The organism is Halorutilus salinus, assembly GCF_026242195.1.
Lineage (GTDB): Archaea > Halobacteriota > Halobacteria > Halobacteriales > Halorutilaceae > Halorutilus > Halorutilus salinus.
In genome coordinates, this window is record NZ_RKLV01000014.1 from 22,923 (window position 1) to 43,105 (window position 20,183).

General features: G+C 61.3%; 27 protein-coding genes and 2 tRNA genes. 16 read left to right on the forward strand and 13 right to left on the reverse strand.

Annotated features, from left to right (window positions below; translation table 11 throughout):
- Window positions 1–8: 8 nt before the first annotated feature.
- A complete protein-coding gene (gene tpiA / locus EGH25_RS11290) occupies window positions 9–656 on the reverse strand; it encodes a triose-phosphate isomerase (protein ID WP_266088638.1) in 648 nt (215 codons plus the stop codon).
- A complete protein-coding gene (locus tag EGH25_RS11295; protein WP_476729814.1) occupies window positions 656–1,126 on the reverse strand; it encodes a multiprotein bridging factor aMBF1 in 471 nt (156 codons plus the stop codon). Before EGH25_RS11295 ends, tpiA begins: the two co-directional genes overlap by 1 nt.
- On the opposite strand from EGH25_RS11295, the gene EGH25_RS12380 reads away from it, so the two are divergent.
- Window positions 1,023–1,430, forward strand: coding sequence for a DUF8138 family protein (locus EGH25_RS12380; RefSeq protein WP_476729815.1), 408 nt, complete (start codon window positions 1,023–1,025; stop codon window positions 1,428–1,430). The two genes, EGH25_RS11295 and EGH25_RS12380, sit on opposite strands and share 104 nt — an antisense overlap.
- Window positions 1,312–1,638, forward strand: a complete 327-nt coding sequence (locus EGH25_RS11300) for a YccF domain-containing protein (protein ID WP_476729816.1) — start codon at window positions 1,312–1,314, stop codon at window positions 1,636–1,638. The genes EGH25_RS12380 and EGH25_RS11300 overlap by 119 nt, the downstream gene beginning before the upstream one ends.
- Before the next feature lie 18 nt (window positions 1,639–1,656).
- Here the strand turns inward: EGH25_RS11300 and EGH25_RS11305 are convergent, their stop codons facing one another.
- Together EGH25_RS11305 and EGH25_RS11310 are read right to left on the reverse strand one after the other, a co-directional pair.
- Window positions 1,657–2,019, reverse strand: coding sequence for a cell division protein SepF (locus EGH25_RS11305; RefSeq protein WP_266088643.1), 363 nt, complete (start codon window positions 2,017–2,019; stop codon window positions 1,657–1,659).
- A 56-nt stretch (window positions 2,020–2,075) separates the two neighbouring features.
- Window positions 2,076–2,555, reverse strand: coding sequence for an RNA-binding protein (locus EGH25_RS11310; protein ID WP_266088645.1), 480 nt, complete (start codon window positions 2,553–2,555; stop codon window positions 2,076–2,078).
- A 109-nt stretch (window positions 2,556–2,664) separates the two neighbouring features.
- Here EGH25_RS11310 and EGH25_RS11315 point away from each other — a divergent pair, with 109 nt between their 5' ends.
- Genes EGH25_RS11315 through purF form a run of 3 tightly spaced genes read left to right on the forward strand, consistent with a single transcriptional unit; the run spans window position 2,665 to window position 4,952 of the window.
- Window positions 2,665–3,300, forward strand: a complete 636-nt coding sequence (locus EGH25_RS11315) for an IS6 family transposase (RefSeq protein ID WP_266088647.1) — start codon at window positions 2,665–2,667, stop codon at window positions 3,298–3,300.
- 59 nt (window positions 3,301–3,359) lie between these two features.
- On the forward strand, window positions 3,360–3,536 hold the full coding sequence (locus tag EGH25_RS11320) for a 50S ribosomal protein L37e (protein WP_266088649.1): 177 nt from the start codon (window positions 3,360–3,362) through the stop codon (window positions 3,534–3,536).
- 9 nt (window positions 3,537–3,545) lie between these two features.
- On the forward strand, window positions 3,546–4,952 hold the full coding sequence (purF, locus tag EGH25_RS11325; RefSeq protein WP_266088651.1) for an amidophosphoribosyltransferase: 1,407 nt from the start codon (window positions 3,546–3,548) through the stop codon (window positions 4,950–4,952).
- A gap of 7 nt (window positions 4,953–4,959) precedes the next feature.
- On the opposite strand, the gene EGH25_RS11330 is transcribed toward purF, so the two are convergent.
- The gene (locus tag EGH25_RS11330) at window positions 4,960–5,118 is read right to left on the reverse strand and encodes a hypothetical protein (RefSeq protein ID WP_266088653.1); all 159 of its coding nucleotides are present in this window, start codon (window positions 5,116–5,118) and stop codon (window positions 4,960–4,962) included.
- Between the two features lie 90 nt (window positions 5,119–5,208).
- Here EGH25_RS11330 and EGH25_RS11335 point away from each other — a divergent pair, with 90 nt between their 5' ends.
- Both EGH25_RS11335 and EGH25_RS11340 read left to right on the forward strand, forming a co-directional pair.
- The gene (locus EGH25_RS11335) at window positions 5,209–5,625 is read left to right on the forward strand and encodes a DUF4870 domain-containing protein (RefSeq protein WP_266088655.1); all 417 of its coding nucleotides are present in this window, start codon (window positions 5,209–5,211) and stop codon (window positions 5,623–5,625) included.
- A 55-nt stretch (window positions 5,626–5,680) separates the two neighbouring features.
- Window positions 5,681–5,765 (forward strand) — tRNA-Leu (locus tag EGH25_RS11340).
- Window positions 5,766–5,838: 73 nt separating this feature from the next.
- Here the strand turns inward: EGH25_RS11340 and EGH25_RS11345 are convergent.
- The 4 genes from EGH25_RS11345 to EGH25_RS11360 all read right to left on the reverse strand — a co-directional run bounded on the left by EGH25_RS11345 (window position 5,839) and on the right by EGH25_RS11360 (window position 10,080).
- Window positions 5,839–7,026, reverse strand: coding sequence for a HEAT repeat domain-containing protein (locus EGH25_RS11345; RefSeq protein WP_266088657.1), 1,188 nt, complete (start codon window positions 7,024–7,026; stop codon window positions 5,839–5,841).
- A 36-nt stretch (window positions 7,027–7,062) separates the two neighbouring features.
- The gene (locus EGH25_RS11350) at window positions 7,063–7,650 is read right to left on the reverse strand and encodes a NifU family protein (RefSeq protein ID WP_266088659.1); all 588 of its coding nucleotides are present in this window, start codon (window positions 7,648–7,650) and stop codon (window positions 7,063–7,065) included.
- A 31-nt stretch (window positions 7,651–7,681) separates the two neighbouring features.
- The gene (locus EGH25_RS11355; RefSeq protein ID WP_266088661.1) at window positions 7,682–9,733 is read right to left on the reverse strand and encodes a thioredoxin domain-containing protein; all 2,052 of its coding nucleotides are present in this window, start codon (window positions 9,731–9,733) and stop codon (window positions 7,682–7,684) included.
- A gap of 65 nt (window positions 9,734–9,798) precedes the next feature.
- Entirely contained in the window at window positions 9,799–10,080 is a 282-nt protein-coding gene (locus tag EGH25_RS11360; protein ID WP_266088663.1) for a ribonuclease P protein component 4, read from the reverse strand.
- 64 nt (window positions 10,081–10,144) lie between these two features.
- On the opposite strand from EGH25_RS11360, the gene EGH25_RS11365 reads away from it, so the two are divergent.
- The 4 genes from EGH25_RS11365 to EGH25_RS11380 are packed head-to-tail and all read left to right on the forward strand — an operon-like array spanning window position 10,145 to window position 12,499.
- Window positions 10,145–10,687, forward strand: a complete 543-nt coding sequence (locus EGH25_RS11365) for an XTP/dITP diphosphatase (RefSeq protein WP_266088665.1) — start codon at window positions 10,145–10,147, stop codon at window positions 10,685–10,687.
- 25 nt (window positions 10,688–10,712) lie between these two features.
- Complete coding sequence (locus EGH25_RS11370) at window positions 10,713–11,177, forward strand: 30S ribosomal protein S15 (protein WP_266088667.1); 465 nt, start codon at window positions 10,713–10,715, stop codon at window positions 11,175–11,177.
- A gap of 3 nt (window positions 11,178–11,180) precedes the next feature.
- Window positions 11,181–12,290 (forward strand): DHH family phosphoesterase, encoded by a 1,110-nt coding sequence (locus EGH25_RS11375; RefSeq protein ID WP_266088669.1) that lies wholly within the window; start codon window positions 11,181–11,183, stop codon window positions 12,288–12,290.
- On the forward strand, window positions 12,287–12,499 hold the full coding sequence (locus EGH25_RS11380) for a KEOPS complex subunit Pcc1 (RefSeq protein ID WP_266088671.1): 213 nt from the start codon (window positions 12,287–12,289) through the stop codon (window positions 12,497–12,499). The genes EGH25_RS11375 and EGH25_RS11380 overlap by 4 nt, the downstream gene beginning before the upstream one ends.
- On the opposite strand, the gene EGH25_RS11385 is transcribed toward EGH25_RS11380, so the two are convergent.
- Both EGH25_RS11385 and EGH25_RS11390 read right to left on the reverse strand, forming a co-directional pair.
- Window positions 12,494–14,209 carry an acyl-CoA dehydrogenase family protein gene (locus tag EGH25_RS11385; protein WP_266088673.1) on the reverse strand — a complete coding sequence of 572 codons (1,716 nt, stop codon included), beginning with the start codon at window positions 14,207–14,209 and terminating at the stop codon, window positions 12,494–12,496. The genes EGH25_RS11380 and EGH25_RS11385 overlap by 6 nt on opposite strands.
- Before the next feature lie 153 nt (window positions 14,210–14,362).
- A tRNA-Lys gene (locus EGH25_RS11390) sits at window positions 14,363–14,437 on the reverse strand.
- A gap of 87 nt (window positions 14,438–14,524) precedes the next feature.
- On the opposite strand from EGH25_RS11390, the gene EGH25_RS11395 reads away from it, so the two are divergent.
- From EGH25_RS11395 to EGH25_RS11405, 3 genes are read left to right on the forward strand one after another with little or no spacing between them, the layout of a single operon-like run.
- The gene (locus tag EGH25_RS11395) at window positions 14,525–15,214 is read left to right on the forward strand and encodes a DUF120 domain-containing protein (protein WP_266088675.1); all 690 of its coding nucleotides are present in this window, start codon (window positions 14,525–14,527) and stop codon (window positions 15,212–15,214) included.
- On the forward strand, window positions 15,211–15,864 hold the full coding sequence (ribB, locus tag EGH25_RS11400; RefSeq protein ID WP_266088677.1) for a 3,4-dihydroxy-2-butanone-4-phosphate synthase: 654 nt from the start codon (window positions 15,211–15,213) through the stop codon (window positions 15,862–15,864). Before EGH25_RS11395 ends, ribB begins: the two co-directional genes overlap by 4 nt.
- Window positions 15,864–17,102: an FAD-dependent oxidoreductase gene (locus tag EGH25_RS11405; RefSeq protein WP_266088679.1), complete on the forward strand. Its 1,239-nt coding sequence runs from the start codon at window positions 15,864–15,866 to the stop codon at window positions 17,100–17,102. Before ribB ends, EGH25_RS11405 begins: the two co-directional genes overlap by 1 nt.
- On the opposite strand, the gene EGH25_RS11410 is transcribed toward EGH25_RS11405, so the two are convergent.
- Window positions 17,091–17,570: an SRPBCC family protein gene (locus EGH25_RS11410; protein ID WP_266088681.1), complete on the reverse strand. Its 480-nt coding sequence runs from the start codon at window positions 17,568–17,570 to the stop codon at window positions 17,091–17,093. The genes EGH25_RS11405 and EGH25_RS11410 overlap by 12 nt on opposite strands.
- Window positions 17,571–17,666: 96 nt before the next feature.
- On the opposite strand from EGH25_RS11410, the gene EGH25_RS11415 reads away from it, so the two are divergent.
- Window positions 17,667–18,563, forward strand: a complete 897-nt coding sequence (locus tag EGH25_RS11415) for an HFX_2341 family transcriptional regulator domain-containing protein (RefSeq protein ID WP_266088683.1) — start codon at window positions 17,667–17,669, stop codon at window positions 18,561–18,563.
- Complete coding sequence (locus EGH25_RS11420) at window positions 18,563–18,904, forward strand: hypothetical protein (protein ID WP_266088685.1); 342 nt, start codon at window positions 18,563–18,565, stop codon at window positions 18,902–18,904. The genes EGH25_RS11415 and EGH25_RS11420 overlap by 1 nt, the downstream gene beginning before the upstream one ends.
- Before the next feature lie 13 nt (window positions 18,905–18,917).
- On the opposite strand, the gene EGH25_RS11425 is transcribed toward EGH25_RS11420, so the two are convergent.
- A complete protein-coding gene (locus EGH25_RS11425) occupies window positions 18,918–20,060 on the reverse strand; it encodes an acyl-CoA dehydrogenase family protein (RefSeq protein WP_266088687.1) in 1,143 nt (380 codons plus the stop codon).
- Between the last annotated feature and the right edge of the window lie 123 nt (window positions 20,061–20,183).

Consider the following 20,183-nt stretch of genomic DNA (forward strand, 5'->3'; position numbering starts at 1 on the left):
TTCGCGTCTCAGGTTACGAGATCGAGCATCGCATCGCGTGGCGACTCGGACTTGACGACGCCGCTCGCAACGAGAACGCCCTCCGCGCCGAGTTCGAGCGCCGACTCAACGTCGTCACCCGACGTTATCCCCGCGCCGCAGAGAACGGGTGTGTCGCTGACCTCAGAGACACGGTCGACCGTGTCGGTGATTATATCGGGGTCAGCCTTGCTTACAGGCGTTCCCGTACCGATTAGCTCCGGCGGTTCGACGGCGACAGCGTCGGGTTCAAGCGCCGCAACCGCGGCGGACTGTGCAGGGTTGTTGGCGCAGACGACGGTTTCGAGCGACACGTCGCGTGCGGCGTTCAGGGCGTCATCGATACCGGCGAGACGTAGACGGCGCTCCGAATGGTTGAGGAGCGTCCCCGTCGCACCGGCGCGCGCGATCGCGCCGGGATGTATCGCGCCCGTACTGCTTCCGTATCCGATACCGTCAACGCCCTGCGCGAACGTCTCGACACCCGTCTCTGCGACGGCGCGCAGGTCGACCGCCTGTGGGGCGACGGCGACACGCACACCCGTCTCGTCGGCAACGTCGCGCGCCGCTTCGGCGACACGCACGGCGGCGTCTCCTGTCCCCGCCTCGTACGTCTTGAGGTTGACGAGGAGGAACATCAGTCCTTACGCTCGATTATGTCGCCGACGGTGTAACCGCCCGACGAGCCTTCGGAGTCCCAGTCCTCGCCGCTCACCTCCTCTGTGAGCGAGACGCCGAGTTCGGATTCGAGCTTCGTACGTACATCCTCGTCGGGGCGCATCTCGCCGCGCTCTATCTTACGTATGAGGCTGAGCTTCTCGTTGAGTTCGTCGGCGAGTTCCTCCTGTGTCGTACCCGTGTTCTCGCGCGCGTTACGTACACGGCTGTCGTAGTCGGGCGCGAGCGTCCCCATCTCGTCGAGAGGGTCGTGCGACGGTCCGCCGCCCGAAGAGGGTGGCGACTGTTTGGTCTTCCCTCCGCCACCGGCTGAGTCGGAGGCTCCGGTGCCGGAGGATTCGTTGGTCTTCTCGCGCTCCTCGTCGTGCAGAACGGTACCGAACTCCGTACAGTTCGAGCATACCTCAAGCTGTGTACCCTCGGTCTGTATCGTCGTCGGGTCGTCGGTATCGGCACCGCACATCTCACACTGCAAGATTGTTCACCGTCGGTACAAACGACGCAGACGCGTAAAGTGGTTTCGGCTGTTCGTCGGGGACGGAAAACGGTTTAAGCCGCGAAACAGAGATACCAGCCGTGGTAAACCTGCTTATCCGCGCCGTCTGGTTCGTACTCGTGGGTATCTGGGCGACGCCGCTCCTGCTTTACGTCGCGTGGCTCTGCAACGTGACCGTCGTCCTACTGCCCGTCGGTGTAAAGCTTATAAACTACGCGCCTTTCGTTGCGTCGCTTAAGCAGACGGACGAACGCGTCGAGATGAACGGCGGTGAGGCGCAGGCATCGCTGCCCGTACGCGCCGTCTACTTCGTCCTCATCGGATGGTGGCTAAGCCTTCTATGGATAACCGTCGCGGCGTTCTTCACCGCCTCGGTTATCGGCTTCCCTATTGCGGTTACGATGTACTCGTCGCTACCGTACGTGACATCGCTGTACAGGATATGAGCGGACGACCGTTCCGTCTTACCGCGTAATCTTCTCGCGGCTGACGGCGATACTCCCCGGAGTTATGATAACCTGATCGTCGCCTTTCTGGACGATGTCGCCGCCAACCTCGTCGGCAACCTTACGGAACTCCTCCATGAGGCTCTCGAAACGTTTGTCGTTCGACGCGAAATGCGATATGTCGGCGAGGACTATGTCCCCGTCGTAGACGAGATCCTTGACATCCATGACGCCTTCCTGTCCCCGGAGTTCAGCTATATGTACGTGCCGGCGTACCTCCGGGCTTGCGACCTCGTCCTCATACTTTTCGAGGTCGAGTTCCTCGTACTCGTCGGCTGTCCGCCGGTTCCCCTGTCCCAGAATTTTCTCTACTATGCTCATGCCGGAAACGTCTCCGTTCCGACTAATAACTCTTCGTCAGACGTACGTCGTGCGTCCTAAGGCTCGAACCCCCAGAGTTCGTCGCCGACGTGGTAGACGGACTCCACGACACGTCCTTCGTCCCCCGTCATACCGTCGCCGTCGGCGAGCGCGTGCCCGACCGCGAGCGGCTTTCCGTGGTTCTCCTCGACGACGACGACGAGATCGCCCTTCCGGATCCCGGTGTCCGCCTCGACGACCCCGGGTCGCATAACGTCAGCGCCGTTGGTGACGAACTCGACAGCGCCCGCGTCAACGGTGACGAGCGCCTCGTCGGGTTCGAGTGCGAGAGCGCCCTGTACGGTCACGAAGTATTCACCGTCGATACGTACGACGAGAGGTTCGCCGTCGACGAGGTACAGGTCGGGTCCGTCGTCAACCTCCGCCTCCTCTATGCTAGCGCCTTCCGAGGGTGCGACGCCGAGAGCGTCGCGTATACCGTGCCGTACCTCGTCGGCTTCGTCGTCGCGCAGATGGTGCCGGGAACGTATCTCCATACACGCGACGGGTAGACGCAGGTGGTTAAACGTTCCGTCCGGCGGGGTTCGGGGCGGTGTTCAGATAAGGAATGAATGAAGATAGAGGCGTGACGTTTTCTGAGTGTTCATGTCCAAAAACGCACGCCTCGATAGGGATATAGACGCGATTGAGTTAGGTTTTGTGGAACGAGAAGCGACACCCAAGTTTGCTATGAAGCTCGGTATTCAGATGCATTTGGCTGGCTTATCGCTATCGAATACCGTCGCTATCCTCGAAAGTTTGGGTGTCGAGCGCGTACGTTCGACCGTCCATAACTGGGTGCATAAGGCAGATTTACAGCCTGACGACGACATAGCCCCGAATCAAGTTGCGGTAGACGAAACCGTGATTCGACTCAACGATGACTTGTACTGGCTGTATATGGCTGTCGATCCCGACACTAACGATGTTCTCCACACCAAGCTTCAACCAACAAGAAACCACTATACAGCGAAAGATTTTACGCTGGAACTCATCGAGAAACATGACCTAGACGAGAGCCTGTTTCTCGTTGATGGTCTACCTTCTCTTCATGATGCCTGTCGGTACCACTCACTCCGATTTCAGGTGACGAAACATGGAAATCGGAACTCCGTAGAACGTGTCTTCAGAGAAGTAAAACGCCGTACCAATGCCTTCTCCAACTCCTTCAGCAACGCTCACCTCCGAACAGCCGACGACTGGCTTAAGTCGTTCAGCTTCGCTTGGAATATGCTTATCTGAACACTACCGGGTTCGGAGACAAAACGGTTATAGGTAGGGGAAACGTCTCTGGGAACACGATGGTTGGAACCGGAACACCGAGCAAGGGCAAGAGGCAGAAGAAGACACACGTGAAATGTAGACGTTGTGGGGAGAAGAGCTACCACACGACGAAGAAACGTTGCTCCAACTGCGGATTCGGCAAGTCCTCGGAGCAACGGTCGTATAGCTGGGAGAATAAAGCAGGCGACAGTTAGACAGAACAGATGGAGGAGAAATGCGGCGTCGTCGGTATAAGTCTCGAAGAAGGCGACGCCGCGCTCCCGACGTACTACGCCATGTACGCCCTCCAGCACCGTGGGCAGGAGGGCGCGGGTATAGTCACCCACGACGGATTCCAGCAACATTCTGAGAAGGGTCTGGGTCTCGTCGCGGAGGTTTTCGACGACGATGACGTGGAACATCTTCCGGGACGTGCATCGATCGGGCATCTGCGTTACCCGACGGCGGGCGAAATAGACGAACGTTCGTGCCATCCGTACACTGTCACGTCGAAACGCGGTTCGTTGGCGCTCGCGCACAACGGCACTCTCGTCAACACCGACGAGGTACGCGCCGAGTTCGAGGAACGCGGACATACGTTCTCGACCAACTCCGACACGGAGGTTATGGTTCACGAACTCGCGTCTAACCTCGTAGAGGACGGCTTGCTTGACGCTATCAAGCGTACGATGAAACGTATACGCGGCGCGTACTCTCTCACCCTCATGCACGACGACCGTGTCGTGGGCGTCCGCGACCCGCTCGGCGTACGTCCTCTCTGCATAGGAAAGCTCGACGACGGCTATATACTCGCGTCCGAGTCGGTGGCTATCGACGTACTCGACGGCGAACTCGTACGCGACGTACGTCCCGGCGAGGTCGTCGTGCTCGACGAGGACGGGGGCGGTTTCGAATCACACCGACTTTTCGACGAGGTTCCTGCGCACTGCTTCTTCGAGTACGTCTACTTCTCGCGCCCCGACTCGACAATAGACGACCGCCTCGTCTACGACGCGCGGCGCGAGATGGGACGTCTGCTGTACGAGAACCACGGCGTCGAGACGGATATAGTCTCGCCGGTTCCGGACTCAGGACGCGCCTTCGCAAGCGGGTACGCAGAGGCGGGCGACCTCGAATACTCGGAGGCGCTGATGAAGAACAGGTACGTCGGACGTACGTTCATAATGCCGACACAGGACGCGCGCGAGACGGCTGTACGTCTCAAGCTCAACACGATGGACTCGAACATCGAGGGGAAGAGCGTGACGCTCATAGACGACTCGATAGTGCGCGGCACGACGTCGCGCCAGCTCGTAAAGCTTCTGCGCGAAAGCGGCGCGTCGGAGGTGCATTTCCGCGTCGGCTCACCGCCTATCGTCGCACCGTGCTACCTCGGTATCGACATGGCGTCGCGCGACGAACTCATGGCGAGCGACAAGGACGTGGACGAGATACGCGATGAGATAGGCGCGGACTCTCTCGAATACCTGAACGTTGACGACATCTCGGAGGCGCTCGACATGCCGCGAGGCGAGATGTGTACCGGATGCGTCACGGGTTCTTACCCCGTCGATGTAGAGGGCGAGACGTGTGAACGTACGAAGGACGGTAGCAGGGCGGGCGCGGACTGAGGCGCGTTCAGCCGACACAGCCGATAAACAGCCTCTTACCGTCGCGGCGTTCGACGTACCAGCCTTCCTTTCCGCAGTCGGTGCATACGAACTTCTCCTGTTTGCTCAGTCTCCCTTTGCTCTTCTCCTTACTGAGTTCGCCGCCGCAAGTACAGCTTAGTGACATACCAATTACGTGGTTACGAACGCGTCCCGTATATAGATTGCGCGGTTCGGGTTGCAAAAGAGATAAAACGGTACGCCCGAAGGCGGAAACATGGAAGACGATAGGAACGAAGACGTGTCAGAGAGAGCGCGAAAATGGGGAACGGTGGCGCATCTCTCGGCGTTCGCAGGGCTTGTCATTCCTCTGGGTAACGTTCTCGGACCCTTCGTCATTCTACTTCTCACGAAGGGCGATGACGAGGGTGGGTTCGGCGAGTCGAACGCGCGCGAGGCACTCAACTTCCAGATTACGGTGACGTTAGCCGTCCTCTCGCTCGCCGTCCTCGTGTTTGTCTCGACCCTAGTAGGTATCGCGTTCGTAGCACTCCCGGGCATCGCCGTGACCGGAAGCCTGATGACGGTTACCGGAGCCATCGTACTGCTGAGCCTCGTCTTTGTGGTCAAGGCGGCTATCGAGGCGAGCGAGAGGAGGTCATACAGCTATCCGTTCTCGTACGAATTCGTCTAACCGACTGCACCGAATACGAAAGCTTAAACTTACGCGTTGGGATAGTACAGGACGCGCGTGGGTAGCCAAGCCAGGCCAACGGCGCAGCGTTGAGGGCGCTGTCGTGTAGACGTCCAAGGGTTCAAATCCCTTCCCACGCACTGAGCGAACGAGTTCTACGAGTGAACGAAGGAGTAACGCAGTCTTTCCGACAGCCGAGACGCGTCCGAATCCTCAGGACTGAGCCGCGGATGCCGCCTCTGCGACGAGTTCGTTTCTGTCGTTCTCGTAGCCTGCAAGGACGTTGCGGGCATCGTCGGTACCGAGCGACCGCAGGGCGCGCGCGGCGCTCATACGTACAGTCTCCTCCGTCTCTTCCTCAAGAACCGTTCCGAGCTTGTCGGTGACGTTCGCGTCCTCAGCTTCTCCTATACGCGCGAGCGCCTCAGCCGCGGTTCCGCGTACCTCCGAGGAGTCGCTGTCGAGGGTCTGGACGAGTAGGTCGACGGCTTCGGGATCGCGTATACGTCCCGCTGTTTCCGCCGCCTTCGCGCGCACATGGGGCTGGAGCTTTCTCTCCGGGTCGAGTAGTTCGAGTATCTTGTCGGTCGCCCGTTCGCTTCCGATACGTCCGAGGGCGTCCATCGCCTCCATACGTGTATCGTTGTCGTTGACCTCGTCAAGAAGGACATCGACGGCTGATTCGTCGCCGATACGTCCGAGCGCCTCTACAAGTTCGAGGCGCATGAAAACGGTGTCGTAGCCCTGTATCCGTAACGCTTCGATTACGGGTTCGGGGTTCTTCTCCGCCTTGAAACGTTTTAGACCTGAGAGTTCGGGCGGAAACTCGGTAAAGTCGTTGTCGTAGAAGCCGAGTTCCTTGAGCCTGTCCTTGGTGGTCTTCTCCTCCTCTTCTTCGTCCTCCGTTTCTTCGTCGTCTTCCGCCTCGTCTTTCTCGTCGTCTTCTCCGTCCGATGGCTCTTCAGAGTCGTCGTCCTCGGTTTCTTGATCCTCTTCTTCGTCGCCCGTCTCATCAGTCTTTTCCGTCTCGTCTTCCTGCTCCGGTTCGTCTTCTCGCTCCGCCTCATCATCTTGTTCTACTCCATCGTCCTCTTGCTCCGCTCCGTCGTCCTGTTCCGGTTCGTTTTCCTCATCTTCGCCGTCTGAGCCGTCTTTTTCCCCCATGTCCCCCGCGTCATCACCGTCCTCGACAGCCTCCGGTGACGATTCCCTCCCCTCACCGTCGATCCCGACAGCCTGTTCTATCCAGTCCTCGGCTTCCGACTCGGACGTTTCGGCGGCTTCGGAGACTTCTCCGGGTTCGGCTTCGGAGAGTTCGGCGACGTTTTCGAAGCCCGCGTCACGGAGACGGTCGGCGTACGTGGATCCGATGCCGTCGATATCTTCCAAGGGGTTGGTCATGATCGGAGTACCGTCGGACGTGACAAGTATCTTGCCTTAGAACGGGGACTCTATCTCCATCGCGGTTCCGTCTCCACCGGTGCCGATCTCAACCGTTTCAACGTTGTCGACGGAGCGCGGGAGCTTGTTACGTATCGCCGACATCGTCGAGTCGGAGATACCGCATCCGGAGCAAGAGCCTTCGAGGCTGAGACGGAGACGACCCTCGCTCTTGTCGATTTCCTCTATGACCGCCTTCCCTCCGTGACCCTGTATCTGGGGGAAGTTACGGTCAAGGAACTCGTGGACACGTCCTTCGAGGCTGTCGTCGTACTCGTCGCTGTCCTCGACCGACGGCGTCTCGACGCTAAACCCCGCGCGTCCGTTCTCCACGACGTAGTCGAGCGTGCATCCGTCGACCGCCGCCGCTGACTCCTTTTCGACGTAGACGGGTACGTCGTTGTCATCGACTGTTACCTGGTCGGTGCCCGCGGACGCGGAGAACTCCAACGCGTAGGACGCCTCACCGTCGGCGTAGTCGACGGAGACGGTTACTCCGTGTCCGTCCATACCGCGTTCTTTGAGGAGGGTTCGTATCTCGTCCTCCGCCTTACGGGTCACGTCTACCTGTATCTCGTCCGTCATAGATTAGATTCGTTGCCGAAGCCTAAAAGCTTCACGGGCGCAGGCGCGCGAACTCCTCTTCGAGTTCGTCGGGTGATATAGGCGGAGAACACGTAAACGAACGGCAGACGTAGCCGGTGCCGTCACTGCTCGCGTCACGTCCTTTCCATACGGGCGCGTCTACGAAACGTTCACCGAACTCATGGGCGAGAGCTTCGTCGGTGGGCGGACGCGGGGCGATGAGACCGCCCGCGGTGTACGTATCGGCGAGTGCGTCGCGCCACGCACCGTGTTCGTCGACGGGGACGACCTCGGACGGATCGACGAGACGGTTTGCGGCGAGAACCGTCGAACCGTGTCCGACGGGACGGCGCTCGGCTTCAGGGACGAGGGCTTCGACGGCTTCGCGCGCCGGTTCCTCGAACGAACCGTCGAACGACGACAGTGCGACGAGAACGTCGACAGCGACACCCGCGCTCGCGGGCGTCGACGTATCCGTGGTTTCGCGTGGGCGCGTGACGAGTTCCTCACCCGACTCAGGCGTGTAGTACAGGGTTCCGTCGTCGAGGAACTCGTCAAGGATCACGTTTCCGAGTTCGAGCGCGAACCTGAGTGCGTCGGCGTCGCCCGTGGCGCCGAAAAGATCGAGCGCGCCGCGTGCGACGAAGGCGTAGTCGTCGAGGTAGCCGTCGACCTTCACCTCGCCGTCCTTGTAACGGCGCGACAGCCTTCCGTCGTTCCAGAGAGTACCGCGTACGAACGACAGGGCGTCGTCTGCGAGTTCGGCGTAACGGTCGTCAAGTACGACACTGCCGTTTGCGAGGGCGGAGACGGTGAGACCGTTCCACGAAGCGAGAATCTTCTCGTCGCGGTCAGGACGCGGACGTTCCTCCCTGACCTCGCGCGCCTTCTCGCGTACGTCTTCGAGCCTCTCACGTACCTCGCCAGCCGTCTCGTCCCTGTCGTCGGCAATCTCCTCGACGGAACGCGAAGCCGTAAGGACGTTCCGCCCCTCAAAGTTACCCTCGTCGGTGACGCCGTAACGTTCGGTGAACAGCGGTGCGTCGTCTCCGACGGCGTCACGTACCTCGTCGGGTGTCCAGACGTAGAAAGCGCCCTCGACGCGTTCGCCGTCGCGTTCGCTCTGTGCCGACAGCGTGGAGTAGAAGCCGCCTTCGGGCGCGCGCATCTCGCGTTCGAGGAAGTCGAGCGCGCGACGCGCGGGGTCGGCGTAACGTTCGTCGTCCGTAACCCGGTGGAGTTCGAGAAGCAGACGCGTTATCTCTGCGTTGTCGTAGAGCATCTTCTCGAAATGCGGCACCGTCCAGTCCTCGTCGGTGCAGTACCTGTGAAAACCGCCGCCGACGTGGTCGTGTAGACCGCCGCGTACCCACGCGTCCGCCGTCTCCGTCGCCACATCGAGGAAGACGCCCCGGTCGGTACGTTCGTGAGCGCGCAGGAGAACGTCGAGACGCGTCGGATGCGGGAACTTCTGTCCGCCACCGAATCCGCCGTACGTCCGGTCGGCTTCGTCGACGAGAGCGCCCGCGGCGGTTACGATGAGGTCGTCGCCGGGTTCGTCGCTCGCCGACCCGACACCCGTCTCCGACGGCTCTATACCCTCCGTCCATTCGTCTGCGCGGCTCTCGATCTCGTCGCGTCTGTCCTCCCACGCCTCGGTGACGGAGTCCAGAACCTCGTCGAACGACGGCGTGCCGCGCCGGGGTTCGTCGGGGAAGTAGGTGCCGATGAAGAAAGGGCGTCGGTCGGGCGTCAGGAAGGCGGACAGGGGCCAGCCACCGCGTCCGGTCGTCATCTGGCAGACCTTCTGGTAGACGCTGTCGACATCGGGACGTTCCTCGCGGTCGACCTTGATCGGGACGAAGCCCTCGTTCAGAAGACGCGCCGTCCCGTCGTCCTCGAACGACTCCTCCTCCATGACGTGACACCAGTGGCAGGCTGAGTAGCCGATGCTGAGGAAGATAGGAACGTCGCGTTCGCGCGCCTCCTCAAACGCTTGGTCGTCCCACGGATGCCAGTCGACGGGGTTGTCGGCGTGCTGTTGGAGGTACGGGCTTTTCTGATCGGTGAGACGGTTGGTCATACCGACCGTACGTCCTCCACGCCTAAATACCGTCCCACTCGTCGCATGAGCGTACTGTCACACGCTTATCCGTAGCCGTACCTCTCGGTCGCGCCGCAGTCGAGACACCGCACGACGACGTGTTCGTCTTGGGGACGTAGACGGACACGCGCGTTGTCGCCCGGAACGAGATGGGCACCGCACGAACCGCAGAAACGGCGTTTAAGATGCGACGGTATACGGACGCGTTCGCTCGTCGATATCTCGCGTGCGCGCTCGACGTATCTCGTCGCGCGTTCGGGGTCATCCCCGTGAACCTCGTCGGCGAGTTCGAACAGACGCTCGATACGTTCGCGGGCTAACGACACACGCGGTCTTTGTCGCCCCGTCTAATTACGTTTCGTTTATACCGTCGGCGCGCACGTCTCACGTATGCTTTTCGTAACGAGCAACCCCGGTAAGGCGCGCGAGGCTGAGGAGATTCTCGGTGAGAACGTCGAACGCGTCGACTACGATTACGCCGAGATACAGTCGGGATCGCTCGTCGAGATAGCAGAGGAGGGCGTCCGCGACGCATACGGGGAGTTCGGTGAGCCTTGTTTCGTCGACGACTCGGGCTTGTTCATCGAAGGCGTAGGCGGCTTCCCCGGACCCTACTCTTCGTACGTCTACTCGACCCTCGGTGTCGATGGCGTCCTACGCGCTATCGAAGACGTGGAGGACAGGTCGGCGCGTTTCGACTGCGCCGTTGCGTACCACGACGGGGAAGACGTACGGACGTTCGAAGGTACCGTAGCGGGACGTATCGCACAGGAGCCTCGTGGCGACGGCGGATTCGGCTACGACCCCGTCTTCGAGGTCAAGGACGACGACCAAGGACGTACGTTCGCCGAGATGTCGCCCGAAGAGAAGAACGCCGTCTCACACCGACGGCGTGCGTTCGAGTCTTTCGCCGACAGGTACCAACAGGATTAAAACCGCCGGTCGAGAACGGCGTAACATGGCACGTATGCATACACGGAGGCGCGGATCGAGCGCCTCGGACAAGCCGGTGACCGATGAACCGCCGGAGTGGAGCGCCGATGACGCCGATGCAGTCGAGGAACGCGTCGTCGAACTCGCCGAGCAAGGTCTTACGGCGGCGGAGATAGGTGTAGAGCTACGCGACAGCGGCGTCAAGGGCGAACCCGTACCCGACGTCAAGCTCGTCACGGGTAAGAAGATATCCGAGATACTTGAGGAAGAAGACGCCGCACCGGAGTACCCCGACGACCTTACGGCTCTGATGGAGAAGGCTCTTCGTCTCCGCGACCACGTCGACGAGCACAACACGGATGCGTCGAACAAACGCGCGCTCCAGAACGTCGAAAGTAAGATACGGAGGCTCGCCGACTACTACCGCGGCGACGAGCTACCCGAAGGGTTCTCCTACTCGCCCGAAACGGCGCGCCGTATCGTTGGGTGACGGATGTCCGTCGAGGAGGCTGTCGACCGTTTAGCCTCCAAGGGCTTCGTGCGCGTCGTGGGTCATGCTGACGCCGACGGTGTCGCGTCCGCGGCTTGTATCTGTTCGGCTCTCACGGAGACGGGCATCGGATACCGGTTTACGGCACTCGACGATCCGTCGGAGGTAGCTTCGACCGACGGCGACGTGTTCTGCGACCTCGGCGCTCAGTACCTCAACGGTATAGACGACGGTGTCGTAATAGACCACCATCCCCCGCATGGCTCGTTCGACGGCGTCGTCGTCGGCACGGACGCGCCGTCGTCGAGCATAGCCGCGCACCGTGTCGCATCGCGTCTGTCTTCGGGCGACCCCGTCTCGGCGCTCGTGGGCGCTATGGGTGACGATGTTCCTCTCAGCGAGGTTTCGGACGTGGTGGACGAGGCTCTCGCGGCGGGCGTCGAACGAGACGAGGGGGTACGTCTCGTCGGTAACGACGCAGCAGAGGCGCTGACCTACTCAACACGTCCTTTCACACGTCTGTCTGGTAGTCCTGACGAGGCGCGCCGTTTCGCCGAGTCGGTGGGTGACGACGAACTGCCGACCGCTGTCGTGCTTCTCGCGCTGACGAACGAGGGAACCCGCGCCGAAACAGCCGCCGACCTCGTCGGGGACGTATACCGTATGCCGTCGGGTGTAGGGCTACACGAGCTTTCACGTTACGTGGAAACGTGCGCCGTCTCCGGAAAGCCCGGTCTCGGATTCTCGACGTGTCTCGACCCGGCGTCGTGTATCGACGAGGCGCGTTCGGTGTGGCGCGCCTTCGAGTCCACCCTCATAGAGACGGTACGCGGTGCCCGTATCGAAGAAGGCTCACCCTCGTTCGCGTACGTGGACGGATCGTTAGACACGGGGGCTGTCGCCGACGTTCTCCTTGACAGGGTAACGGGTGATATCGTCGTCGTAGGCGACGGTGAGGCTTCCTTCCGCGCCGAAGGCTTCGACTGCGAACGTGTCGCGCGCGAGGCGGCGCTGACGGTCGGCGGCGCGGGCGGAGGACACGCGTCACGCGCAGGCGCTTCGTTCGACGTTGGTGACGAGGAGTTTGCCCAAGCCGTTAGGAAGGCGTTATGACGACAGTAGAACTCGAAACCGAACACGGGGATGCCCGTGCTGTCGCGCGTGCTGTCGCACCCGACAACACGGACGAGATGGAGACGGTTGTCGAGGACGGAAACGTCGTGACACGTATCGAACGCGACGACGTGGCGTCGGCGGGCGCAACCGCGGACGACTACCTCCGTAACCTCATCGTCGCCGACGAACTGTCCGACGCGTTATAGCTCCTCAACGTCGACCGTACCGTACTTGGCTATCTCCTCGTACCGTTTCAGGGGGGTATCGTCGGTAATCCGACCGTCTCCAAGGTTCCGGTCGACGAAACGGCGCGCGACGAGAGCCTTACGTCCGTCTCCGTTACGCGCATCCCTTTCCGCCTCGGAGACGAGCAACGCTGACGCGTATACGTCGTAGATGAGGTCGGCGAGATCTTTGGCACGCAACTGCGCCCTGTCGACACCCGCCGTCGCTACGTCGTTCATCACCTCTTCGAGTTCGTCGCGCGCTCCGGCGACGGTTTCAGCGACGGACGCGACGGCTTCGTGCTCCGCCTCGTCGAGATAGCCGTCGATACGGTCGAGTATATCCGTATGCGCGCCCTCCTTCGCCATACCGCGCAGAACGTCGAGTGCGAGTATGTTAGACGTACCTTCCCAGATAGGCGTGACCTGTACGTCACGTAGAAGACGTTCGGTCACGAACTCCTCCACATAGCCGTTTCCGCCGAGTACCTCCATGGCGTACGACGCCATCTCGACGGCGTCCTCGCCCGTCCTGTACTTCGCAACGGGAACGAGTACACGCATCGCACGGTAAGCCTCGTCGTCTTGGTCACGTACGTACGCGTTCAGGGCGTCCGCCGCCTCGAACGAAACAGCCGTTGCTGTCTCGTGCGTCACCGTCATGTCTACGAGGTCTTTCTTCATGAGCGGATAGCGCTCTATCGGCTTCCCGAACGCCTCGCGGTCGGCGGCGTGTACCTTCGATTCGAGGAGTGCGCGCGCCATCGTGCCACAGCTTCCGACGGCGTTCGTGAGACGTTCGTAGTTGAGCATCTCCGTCATATACCTGAAGCCGCGTTCGGGTTCGCCGACGAGACGGGCGCGTGCGCCACGTAGCTCAACCTCACCGGTCGGTACGCTCTTCGTCCCTAACTTGTCCTTGAGACGGCGGTAGTAGACGTCGCCGCTTTCACGGAGTTCGTCGTCCTGTTTGAGCACGAACAGCGACAGACCGTCGGTGCCTTCGGGTGCGTCGGGACGGCGTGCGAGAACGAGCGCCGCGCCCGCATCGATGTTGGAGCAGAACCATTTCTCACCCGTGAGTTCGTAGACACCTTCTTCCCCGGTCGGCTCTGCGATCGTCTCGTTCGCGCCAACGTCGCTACCCCCTTGCTCTTCGGTAAGGAACATAGCGCCCTGCCGGAGTTCACCGAGGTCGCGCGCGGTCAGATCCCCAAAGACGCCGTCGTGCCTTCCTTCGTCGTCACACTGTTCAAGGACGAGAGCCGCACCGCCTGTCATCGACACGGAGCACGCGAGACCTATGTCGCAGTAACAGATCAGGTAGTAGTGAGCGAGCGAATGTGTGAGAGGCATAGGCTCACCGCGTCCGTCCGGAGCGTCGAAGGAGTCGGCGACGGCACCGTTCTCGTACGCGGTACGGTCGTTCTCCTTCTGAGCCGGATGGTAGCCGACGCGGTTGACGATATCGCCGTACCTGTCGTAGGTTTCGAGCGACGGTGGGCTGTCGTCGATAGTGTCCGAGTTGTCGGCGACCCGTTCGCCGACGAGTTCACCGAACCGTGAAAGACGTTCCTCCGCCCAGCGGTACTCGTCGTCGGTGTAGACACGTTGTACTTCGTCGCGCAGAGCCGGATCGACCTCCCAGTAGTTCATGCCCCTACCTTCGTCGTGCTCCGAGTAACTGAGCATAACGGCTTTTCGTGTCGCTCACTAATGTATCTGACTTAGACAAACGTCGGAAAGCTATCCACCACGGGCCGGGGGGATTTGAACCACGGTCACTCCGTTCTCTGATTCAAATACCTCCCTGCCGGTTCACTCCTCACTTCGCTCGTCGCTCCACGGGCCGGGGGGGATTTGAACCCCCGGTCACCTGGTTAAGAGCCAGGTGCTTTAACCGGACTAAGCTACCGGCCCTCTACGGTTTCTGGGTTCCGGAGCGGGTATATACGTTGTGGTTCGTACGAAAAGACTGATATGGCGCGCGTTCCAATTTCGTTATACATGACAGAACTGGAAAGCGCCGCGCGCGCCGAACCCGACGAGCTTACAGCGCTCAAGATTCTGGGTCTTGAAGGCGGTGTCGAGGCGGGCGCAAAGGTCTCGTGTAGCGCGCTCGCGGAACGTATGGATACGAGCGATCAGACGGCGTCGCGTCGCCTCCAAGCGCTTGAGGAGGACGGTCTTATAGAACGCGAGATGCTTTCCGACGGTCAGTGGATCGAGGTAACGGGCGACGGTGAGACGGTTCTGCGGCGCGAGTACGACGACTACCGGCGTATCTTCGAAGGTACGGAGACGGTCGAACTCGTCGGTGAGGTGGTAAGCGGTATGGGCGAAGGGAAGTACTACATATCACTCGACGGGTACGTGGAGCAGTTCGTCGACCGTCTCGGATACGAGCCTTTTGCGGGAACGCTCAACCTGTCGCTTGACGATGAGAGTATACGTAGACGTTCGGCTCTCGAAAACGCCGACGGTATACCGATAGACGAGTGGGAGAACGAGGATCGCACCTTCGGAGCCGTGACTTGTTACGAGGCTTCTGTCGAAGGTGTAGACGGACACGTCATACGTCCGCACCGTTCGCACTACCCCGACGACACGCTCGAACTCATCGCGCCCGTGAAGCTACGTGACGAGCTCGGTATCGACTACGGCGACGAGGTGAGCGTTGAGGTGACCCTCGAATGACCGAGGCGCTCGAAGACCTCCGCGACGGAAAGCCGGTTCTGGTACACGACTTTGAGGATCGGGAGAACGAGGTCGACATGGTCTACTTGGCGGGCGAGGTTACGCACGACAAGGTCGCCCGTCTACGTAACGACGCGGGCGGCTTGGTATGCGTCGCCGTCCATCCCGACGCCGCACGCCGACTCGGTCTCGGATACATGAGCGACAAGCTCGCAAAGGCGGGCGACGAACGTCTCGTCGACGCCGACCTCGGATACGACGACCGGTCGTCGTTCTCGACATGGGTAAACCACCGTTCGACGCGTACGGGTGTGACCGACAACGACCGCGCGAAGACCGTACGCCGTATCGCCGACGCCGTCGAGACGGTTCTCGCGGGCGGTGTCTTTGACTTCCCGTCGGAGTTCCGCGCACCCGGACACGTCGCGGTGCTACGTGGACACGACGATCTGCTCGACGGTAGACAGGGGCATACGGAGATGAGCCTCGCGCTCGCCGACGAAGCCGGGGAGGTACCCGCGACGGTGGTCTGTGAGATGCTCGACGACGAGACGGGCGACGCCATGACGGTCGACGACGCGCGCAGGTACGCCGACGAGAACGACCTCGCGTTCCTTACCGGCGAAGGCTTCGCGCGTCTGGTTCACTGATGCGCGTAGCGATCGTAGGCGCGGGTCTCGCGGGTCTGACGACGGCGGTCGAACTCGCGCCCGAACACGACGTTACGGTGTACGAGAGACGTGACGAGGTGGGCGGACGCGTCCGTTCGACAGACAGCGACGGCTACGTCTTCGACCGCGGCTTTCAGGTTCTTTTCACCGCCTACCCGGAGGCGCGCCGTTACCTCGACTACGACGCACTCGACCTCCGCGACTACTCACCCGGCGCGCGTATAGCGTCCGACGACGGCTTGTCGACGCTCGCCGATCCACTCCGTGCGCCGCGCGACGCCGTCGCCTCCCTGCTCAGCAACGACGCCACGTTCGCGGACAAGCTACGCGTCCTGCGTCTCCGTACTACCCTAAGCCGGAGGTCACGCGACGAACTCTTCGGTGGCGAGGACGAGACAGTACGTGAGTACCTCCGCGACCGCGGCTTCTCGTCACATTTCATCGAACGTTTCGCGGAGCCTTTCTACGGGGGTATAACGCTCGACCGTTCGCTCGAAACCTCTTCGTCGGTCTTCGAGTTCACGTTCTCGTGCCTGTCGCGCGGACGTACCGTCGTACCTGCTCAGGGAATGGGGGCGATAACCCACCAGCTTGCCGACGATGCGCGTGACGCGGGCGCGCGTTTCGTGACGGGCACGCGCGTCGAGGAGGTCACGGCGAAGGGCGACGCCGTCGGTGTTGAGTCGGGCGGTTCGGAAGAGTACGACACCGCTGTCGTCGCCACCGACCCGCAGACGGCGGAACGTCTCACGGGCGTCCCGACACCCGACGGTGGTAGGGGGTGCACGACGGCTTACTACGTCCTCGACGAGCCTCTCGACGTAGGAATGAAGCTCGTTCTCAACGCCGACAGACGCGACGGCGAACCGAGCCATATAGCGCCCGTTTCGGAGATAGCGCCGGAGCACGCGCCGCAGGGTACGCCGATGGTAAGCGCGACGTGGCTCGGAACGCGTGACGACACGGGAGCGCTCGACGAAGGGATGAGTGCCGCTCTTGGACGGTGGGGCTTCGACACCGAAGCCGAACGCGTACACGTCGACACGATCGGGTTCGCCCAGTTCGACCAACCGCCGGGGTTTCGCGCCTCGTTACCGTCGAACGAAGCTCCCGAGGGTAACGTCCTACTCGCGGGCGACTACACCGAGGACTCGTCCATAAACGGCGCTATGCTGAGCGGACGGCGCGCCGCAGAAGCCGTCGGTTCATCCGAGTAGTTCGCGCGTCCGTCGGTGCCTGTAACGGAACATTAGACGCGCGTTCAGACGGAAGGCGGGTGAACCCGCGCGTCCGAGCATCCAGAGAGGCAACGCGTACTCGACGGTGTCACGTACGACGGTACCGTCACCGTCCCCCTCGAAACCGTGGGTGTGCTCCCAGCTCTTGAACGGTCCGTTCTCCATCCTGTCGACGAAGTACGCACGTCCGTCGTCGCGGTCGCGTTCGAGTATGACTGAGCGCCACGTCACGCGCGGCAGGACGCCGAGAGGCTTCACCGAGACATCGACCTCCGCGCCCTTTTCGAGAACGTCGGGGTTCGGCTTTCCGTCAGGATCCCGTGTCTCCTCGACGGTGAGGTTCATCCATCCCGGCGTGAGTTCTACGAGACCGTCCGTCGTGGAGTGGAACTCCCAGACTTCGTCAAGAGGCGCATCGACACGGCTTTCGTACGTGAACGTAGACATGGTGAAGGTACGGTCGCGCTCCTCAAAACTCCGTCGGCGTCGGTCTTCGGAGCCACGTCCGGAAGGTTTTACGTTACGGACGTTCACCCAAGAACGATGAAGACACACGTCGTACCCGTCGGATTCGACTACGACCGTCTTATCGCGCCTCTCGTCCGCGACAAGGTCGATGTCGACCGCGCCGTTCTTCTCGAAGGCTCGCGTGGCTCATCAGACGTGGCACGTAAGCTACGCGAGGAGTTCGCGTCTCTTTTCGACGCCGAGACGACGACGGTCAAGGTAGACGACGTGTACGACTACGACGGCGTTTTCGCCACCGCTTACGGCGTCCTGCGCGACGAACGCGACGACGGCAACGAGGTACGTGTCAACGTCAGCGCCATGCCGCGCCCCGTCTCTTTCGCGTTCACGAACGCCGCACAGCACGTCGTCGTCGAGGACGAGGAGGCGCGCGGTAGCATACTCGCCTACTACACAGCTCCTGAGCGGTACCTAGAAACAGAACTCGCCGAGGAGGTTGACGAACTCGTCCGTCTCATGCGGCGTCTCAAGGACGAAGGGCTTACCGACGCCGCGGAGCGCGAACTCGACGAACGTTACTCGCGCGCGAACGAACTCCTCCGCGAGTTCGAGGAACGCGGTACGACGGTCGGGGCGCGCGAATTTAACGGTTCGCACGTCATAGAGATGCCTATCACACCGCCCGCGGAGCTAAAAGGGTTCGAACGTACACTACTCCGCGTCCTCGCCGACACCGGCGTGGTAGACTCGGTGAGCGAACTCGCCGATGTCGTCGCCGAGCACACCGGACGCGAAAACACCGACTCGCTCCGGTCGAAGGTTATCTACGACGTACGTTCGCTCCACGAAAAGGGGTACGTCGAGCAGACGGAGAGCGGTAGGAGCCACGAGACGCGTCTGTCACATCTCGGTAGGCTGTGGGTCAGAGCGCATGACGGTAGCACGAATGACGAAGGCGGTGGCACCCTCTGATGCCGTCGTCTAACTTCGAACGGCTCGCGGGCGGAATGCTCATAATCTCTCAGGGGGCTACAACGCTCGTTCTGGGCGAAGCAGGCGTGTTTTCGAGCTTGGTTCGTACAGCGGTAGCCGTCGCCTTCCTCTCCGCGGGTACGTCGGTCGTTGCGCGGAAGACCGCTTCGAAAGGGGGTTCGTTAGCTACGGTATACGTCTCTGTTGGATGGATGTTATACGCGGTGTACGTCGGCGGTGTCAACGCGGTACCCGAAACACCGTTTCTAGGGCTTGTAGGTGCGGCGGTGGTCTACCGCGCCCATCTGCGCCGCGAAGAGGAAGAGGCGTCACACGGTTAGGGATCGTACGAACCTAAAGATCGAGTAGCTCACCCGCTATGATGTTGCGCTGTATCTCGCTCGTCCCCTCGCCTATCTGGTAGATCTTAGTATGCCTGTACTGGCGCTCGACAGGGGCGTCACGCGTCCAGCCGTAGCCGCCGTGTACCTGTACGGCGTCGCTCGCCACCTCCTCCGCGGCTTCACTCGCGTACAGCTTCGCCATGGATGCGAGCTTGGTCGGCTTCTCACCCTGATCGAGGCGCGACGCGGCGTCGTACGTGAGACGGCGCGCGTTCTCAACCTTGACAGCCATATCCGCGACCTTGTGCTGTACCGCCTGAAACTTCGAAAGCTTTCTGTCGAACTGCTCGCGTTCCTCGACACGGTCGGTCGACTCGTCGAGACATCCCTGTGCTATACCCAGCGCCTGTGCCGCTATACCGACGCGCTCTTTCTCGAAGAACTCCATAAGCTGGTAGAAGCCGTAGTTCTCGTGTCCGACGAGGTTTTCTTCGGGCACACGGACGTTGTCGTAACGCACCTGCGCCGTCGGCGAGGCGTTCCAGCCCGTCTTTTCGAACTCCGTATCTATGCTCCAGCCGTCGCGGTCGGTCTCCACGATGAACGCCGAGATACCCGAGTGTCCGCTGTCGTCGTCGCCCGTACGGCACATCGTGAGCGCGTAGTCGGCGATAGGTGCGTTCGTAACGAACGTCTTGACGCCGTCGATTACGTACCCGTCACCCTCCTTCGTCGCGCTCGTCTCTATGCTCGCGGCGTCGCTTCCGTGCGCCGGCTCCGTGTTCGCCATAGCCCCGATGAGTTCGCCGCTCGTGATGCCCGGCAGTATACGTTCCTTCTGCTCCTCCGTTCCGTACTCGGCTACCATACGCGAGCCGAACTCCGTCCCTATGGCGGCGAGCATACCCGCGTCGACGCGCGCGACCTCCTCGCACATGATGCATCTCTCGACGCTTCCCATGCCCGCGCCGCCGTATTCCTCAGGTATCTCAGCGCCCACGAACCCCGTCTCGACGGCTTTCTCCCAGACATCTCTGGGCCAGTCCCCGCTTTCCTCCGCCTCACGGGCGCGCGGTCTGACCTCGTTCTCCGCAAACTCGCGCGCCGAGTCGCGTATCATACGCTGTTCTTCGTTGAGCGAAAAGTCGACCATAGTCTGTATGCGTGGACGAACCGCAAATGGGTTGTGCCTGTCATCATGGTAGTGTTCAGATAAGCATATTCCAAGCGAAGCTGAACGACCTAAGCCAGTCGTCGGCTGTTTGAGCGTGAGCGT

What these genes read in the sequence shown, in the direction of transcription:
- EGH25_RS11355 (WP_266088661.1), bottom strand. Translation starts at nt 9,733, where the DNA reads ATGACCAACCGTCTCACCGATCAGAAAAGCCCGTACCTCCAACAGCAC.
- EGH25_RS11375 (WP_266088669.1), top strand. Translation starts at nt 11,181, where the DNA reads ATGTCCGTCGAGGAGGCTGTCGACCGTTTAGCCTCCAAGGGCTTCGTG.
- EGH25_RS11420 (WP_266088685.1), top strand. Translation starts at nt 18,563, where the DNA reads ATGCCGTCGTCTAACTTCGAACGGCTCGCGGGCGGAATGCTCATAATC.
- EGH25_RS11370 (WP_266088667.1), top strand. Translation starts at nt 10,713, where the DNA reads ATGGCACGTATGCATACACGGAGGCGCGGATCGAGCGCCTCGGACAAG.
- EGH25_RS11410 (WP_266088681.1), bottom strand. Translation starts at nt 17,570, where the DNA reads ATGTCTACGTTCACGTACGAAAGCCGTGTCGATGCGCCTCTTGACGAA.
- EGH25_RS11350 (WP_266088659.1), bottom strand. Translation starts at nt 7,650, where the DNA reads ATGACGGACGAGATACAGGTAGACGTGACCCGTAAGGCGGAGGACGAG.
- EGH25_RS11305 (WP_266088643.1), bottom strand. Translation starts at nt 2,019, where the DNA reads ATGAGCATAGTAGAGAAAATTCTGGGACAGGGGAACCGGCGGACAGCC.
- EGH25_RS11415 (WP_266088683.1), top strand. Translation starts at nt 17,667, where the DNA reads ATGAAGACACACGTCGTACCCGTCGGATTCGACTACGACCGTCTTATC.
- EGH25_RS11405 (WP_266088679.1), top strand. Translation starts at nt 15,864, where the DNA reads ATGCGCGTAGCGATCGTAGGCGCGGGTCTCGCGGGTCTGACGACGGCG.
- EGH25_RS11320 (WP_266088649.1), top strand. Translation starts at nt 3,360, where the DNA reads ATGGTTGGAACCGGAACACCGAGCAAGGGCAAGAGGCAGAAGAAGACA.
- EGH25_RS11315 (WP_266088647.1), top strand. Translation starts at nt 2,665, where the DNA reads ATGTCCAAAAACGCACGCCTCGATAGGGATATAGACGCGATTGAGTTA.
- EGH25_RS11335 (WP_266088655.1), top strand. Translation starts at nt 5,209, where the DNA reads ATGGAAGACGATAGGAACGAAGACGTGTCAGAGAGAGCGCGAAAATGG.
- EGH25_RS11365 (WP_266088665.1), top strand. Translation starts at nt 10,145, where the DNA reads ATGCTTTTCGTAACGAGCAACCCCGGTAAGGCGCGCGAGGCTGAGGAG.
- EGH25_RS11395 (WP_266088675.1), top strand. Translation starts at nt 14,525, where the DNA reads ATGACAGAACTGGAAAGCGCCGCGCGCGCCGAACCCGACGAGCTTACA.
- EGH25_RS11385 (WP_266088673.1), bottom strand. Translation starts at nt 14,209, where the DNA reads ATGCTCAGTTACTCGGAGCACGACGAAGGTAGGGGCATGAACTACTGG.
- EGH25_RS11425 (WP_266088687.1), bottom strand. Translation starts at nt 20,060, where the DNA reads ATGGTCGACTTTTCGCTCAACGAAGAACAGCGTATGATACGCGACTCG.
- EGH25_RS11330 (WP_266088653.1), bottom strand. Translation starts at nt 5,118, where the DNA reads ATGTCACTAAGCTGTACTTGCGGCGGCGAACTCAGTAAGGAGAAGAGC.
- tpiA (WP_266088638.1), bottom strand. Translation starts at nt 656, where the DNA reads ATGTTCCTCCTCGTCAACCTCAAGACGTACGAGGCGGGGACAGGAGAC.
- EGH25_RS11380 (WP_266088671.1), top strand. Translation starts at nt 12,287, where the DNA reads ATGACGACAGTAGAACTCGAAACCGAACACGGGGATGCCCGTGCTGTC.
- EGH25_RS11310 (WP_266088645.1), bottom strand. Translation starts at nt 2,555, where the DNA reads ATGGAGATACGTTCCCGGCACCATCTGCGCGACGACGAAGCCGACGAG.
- purF (WP_266088651.1), top strand. Translation starts at nt 3,546, where the DNA reads ATGGAGGAGAAATGCGGCGTCGTCGGTATAAGTCTCGAAGAAGGCGAC.
- EGH25_RS11345 (WP_266088657.1), bottom strand. Translation starts at nt 7,026, where the DNA reads ATGACCAACCCCTTGGAAGATATCGACGGCATCGGATCCACGTACGCC.
- ribB (WP_266088677.1), top strand. Translation starts at nt 15,211, where the DNA reads ATGACCGAGGCGCTCGAAGACCTCCGCGACGGAAAGCCGGTTCTGGTA.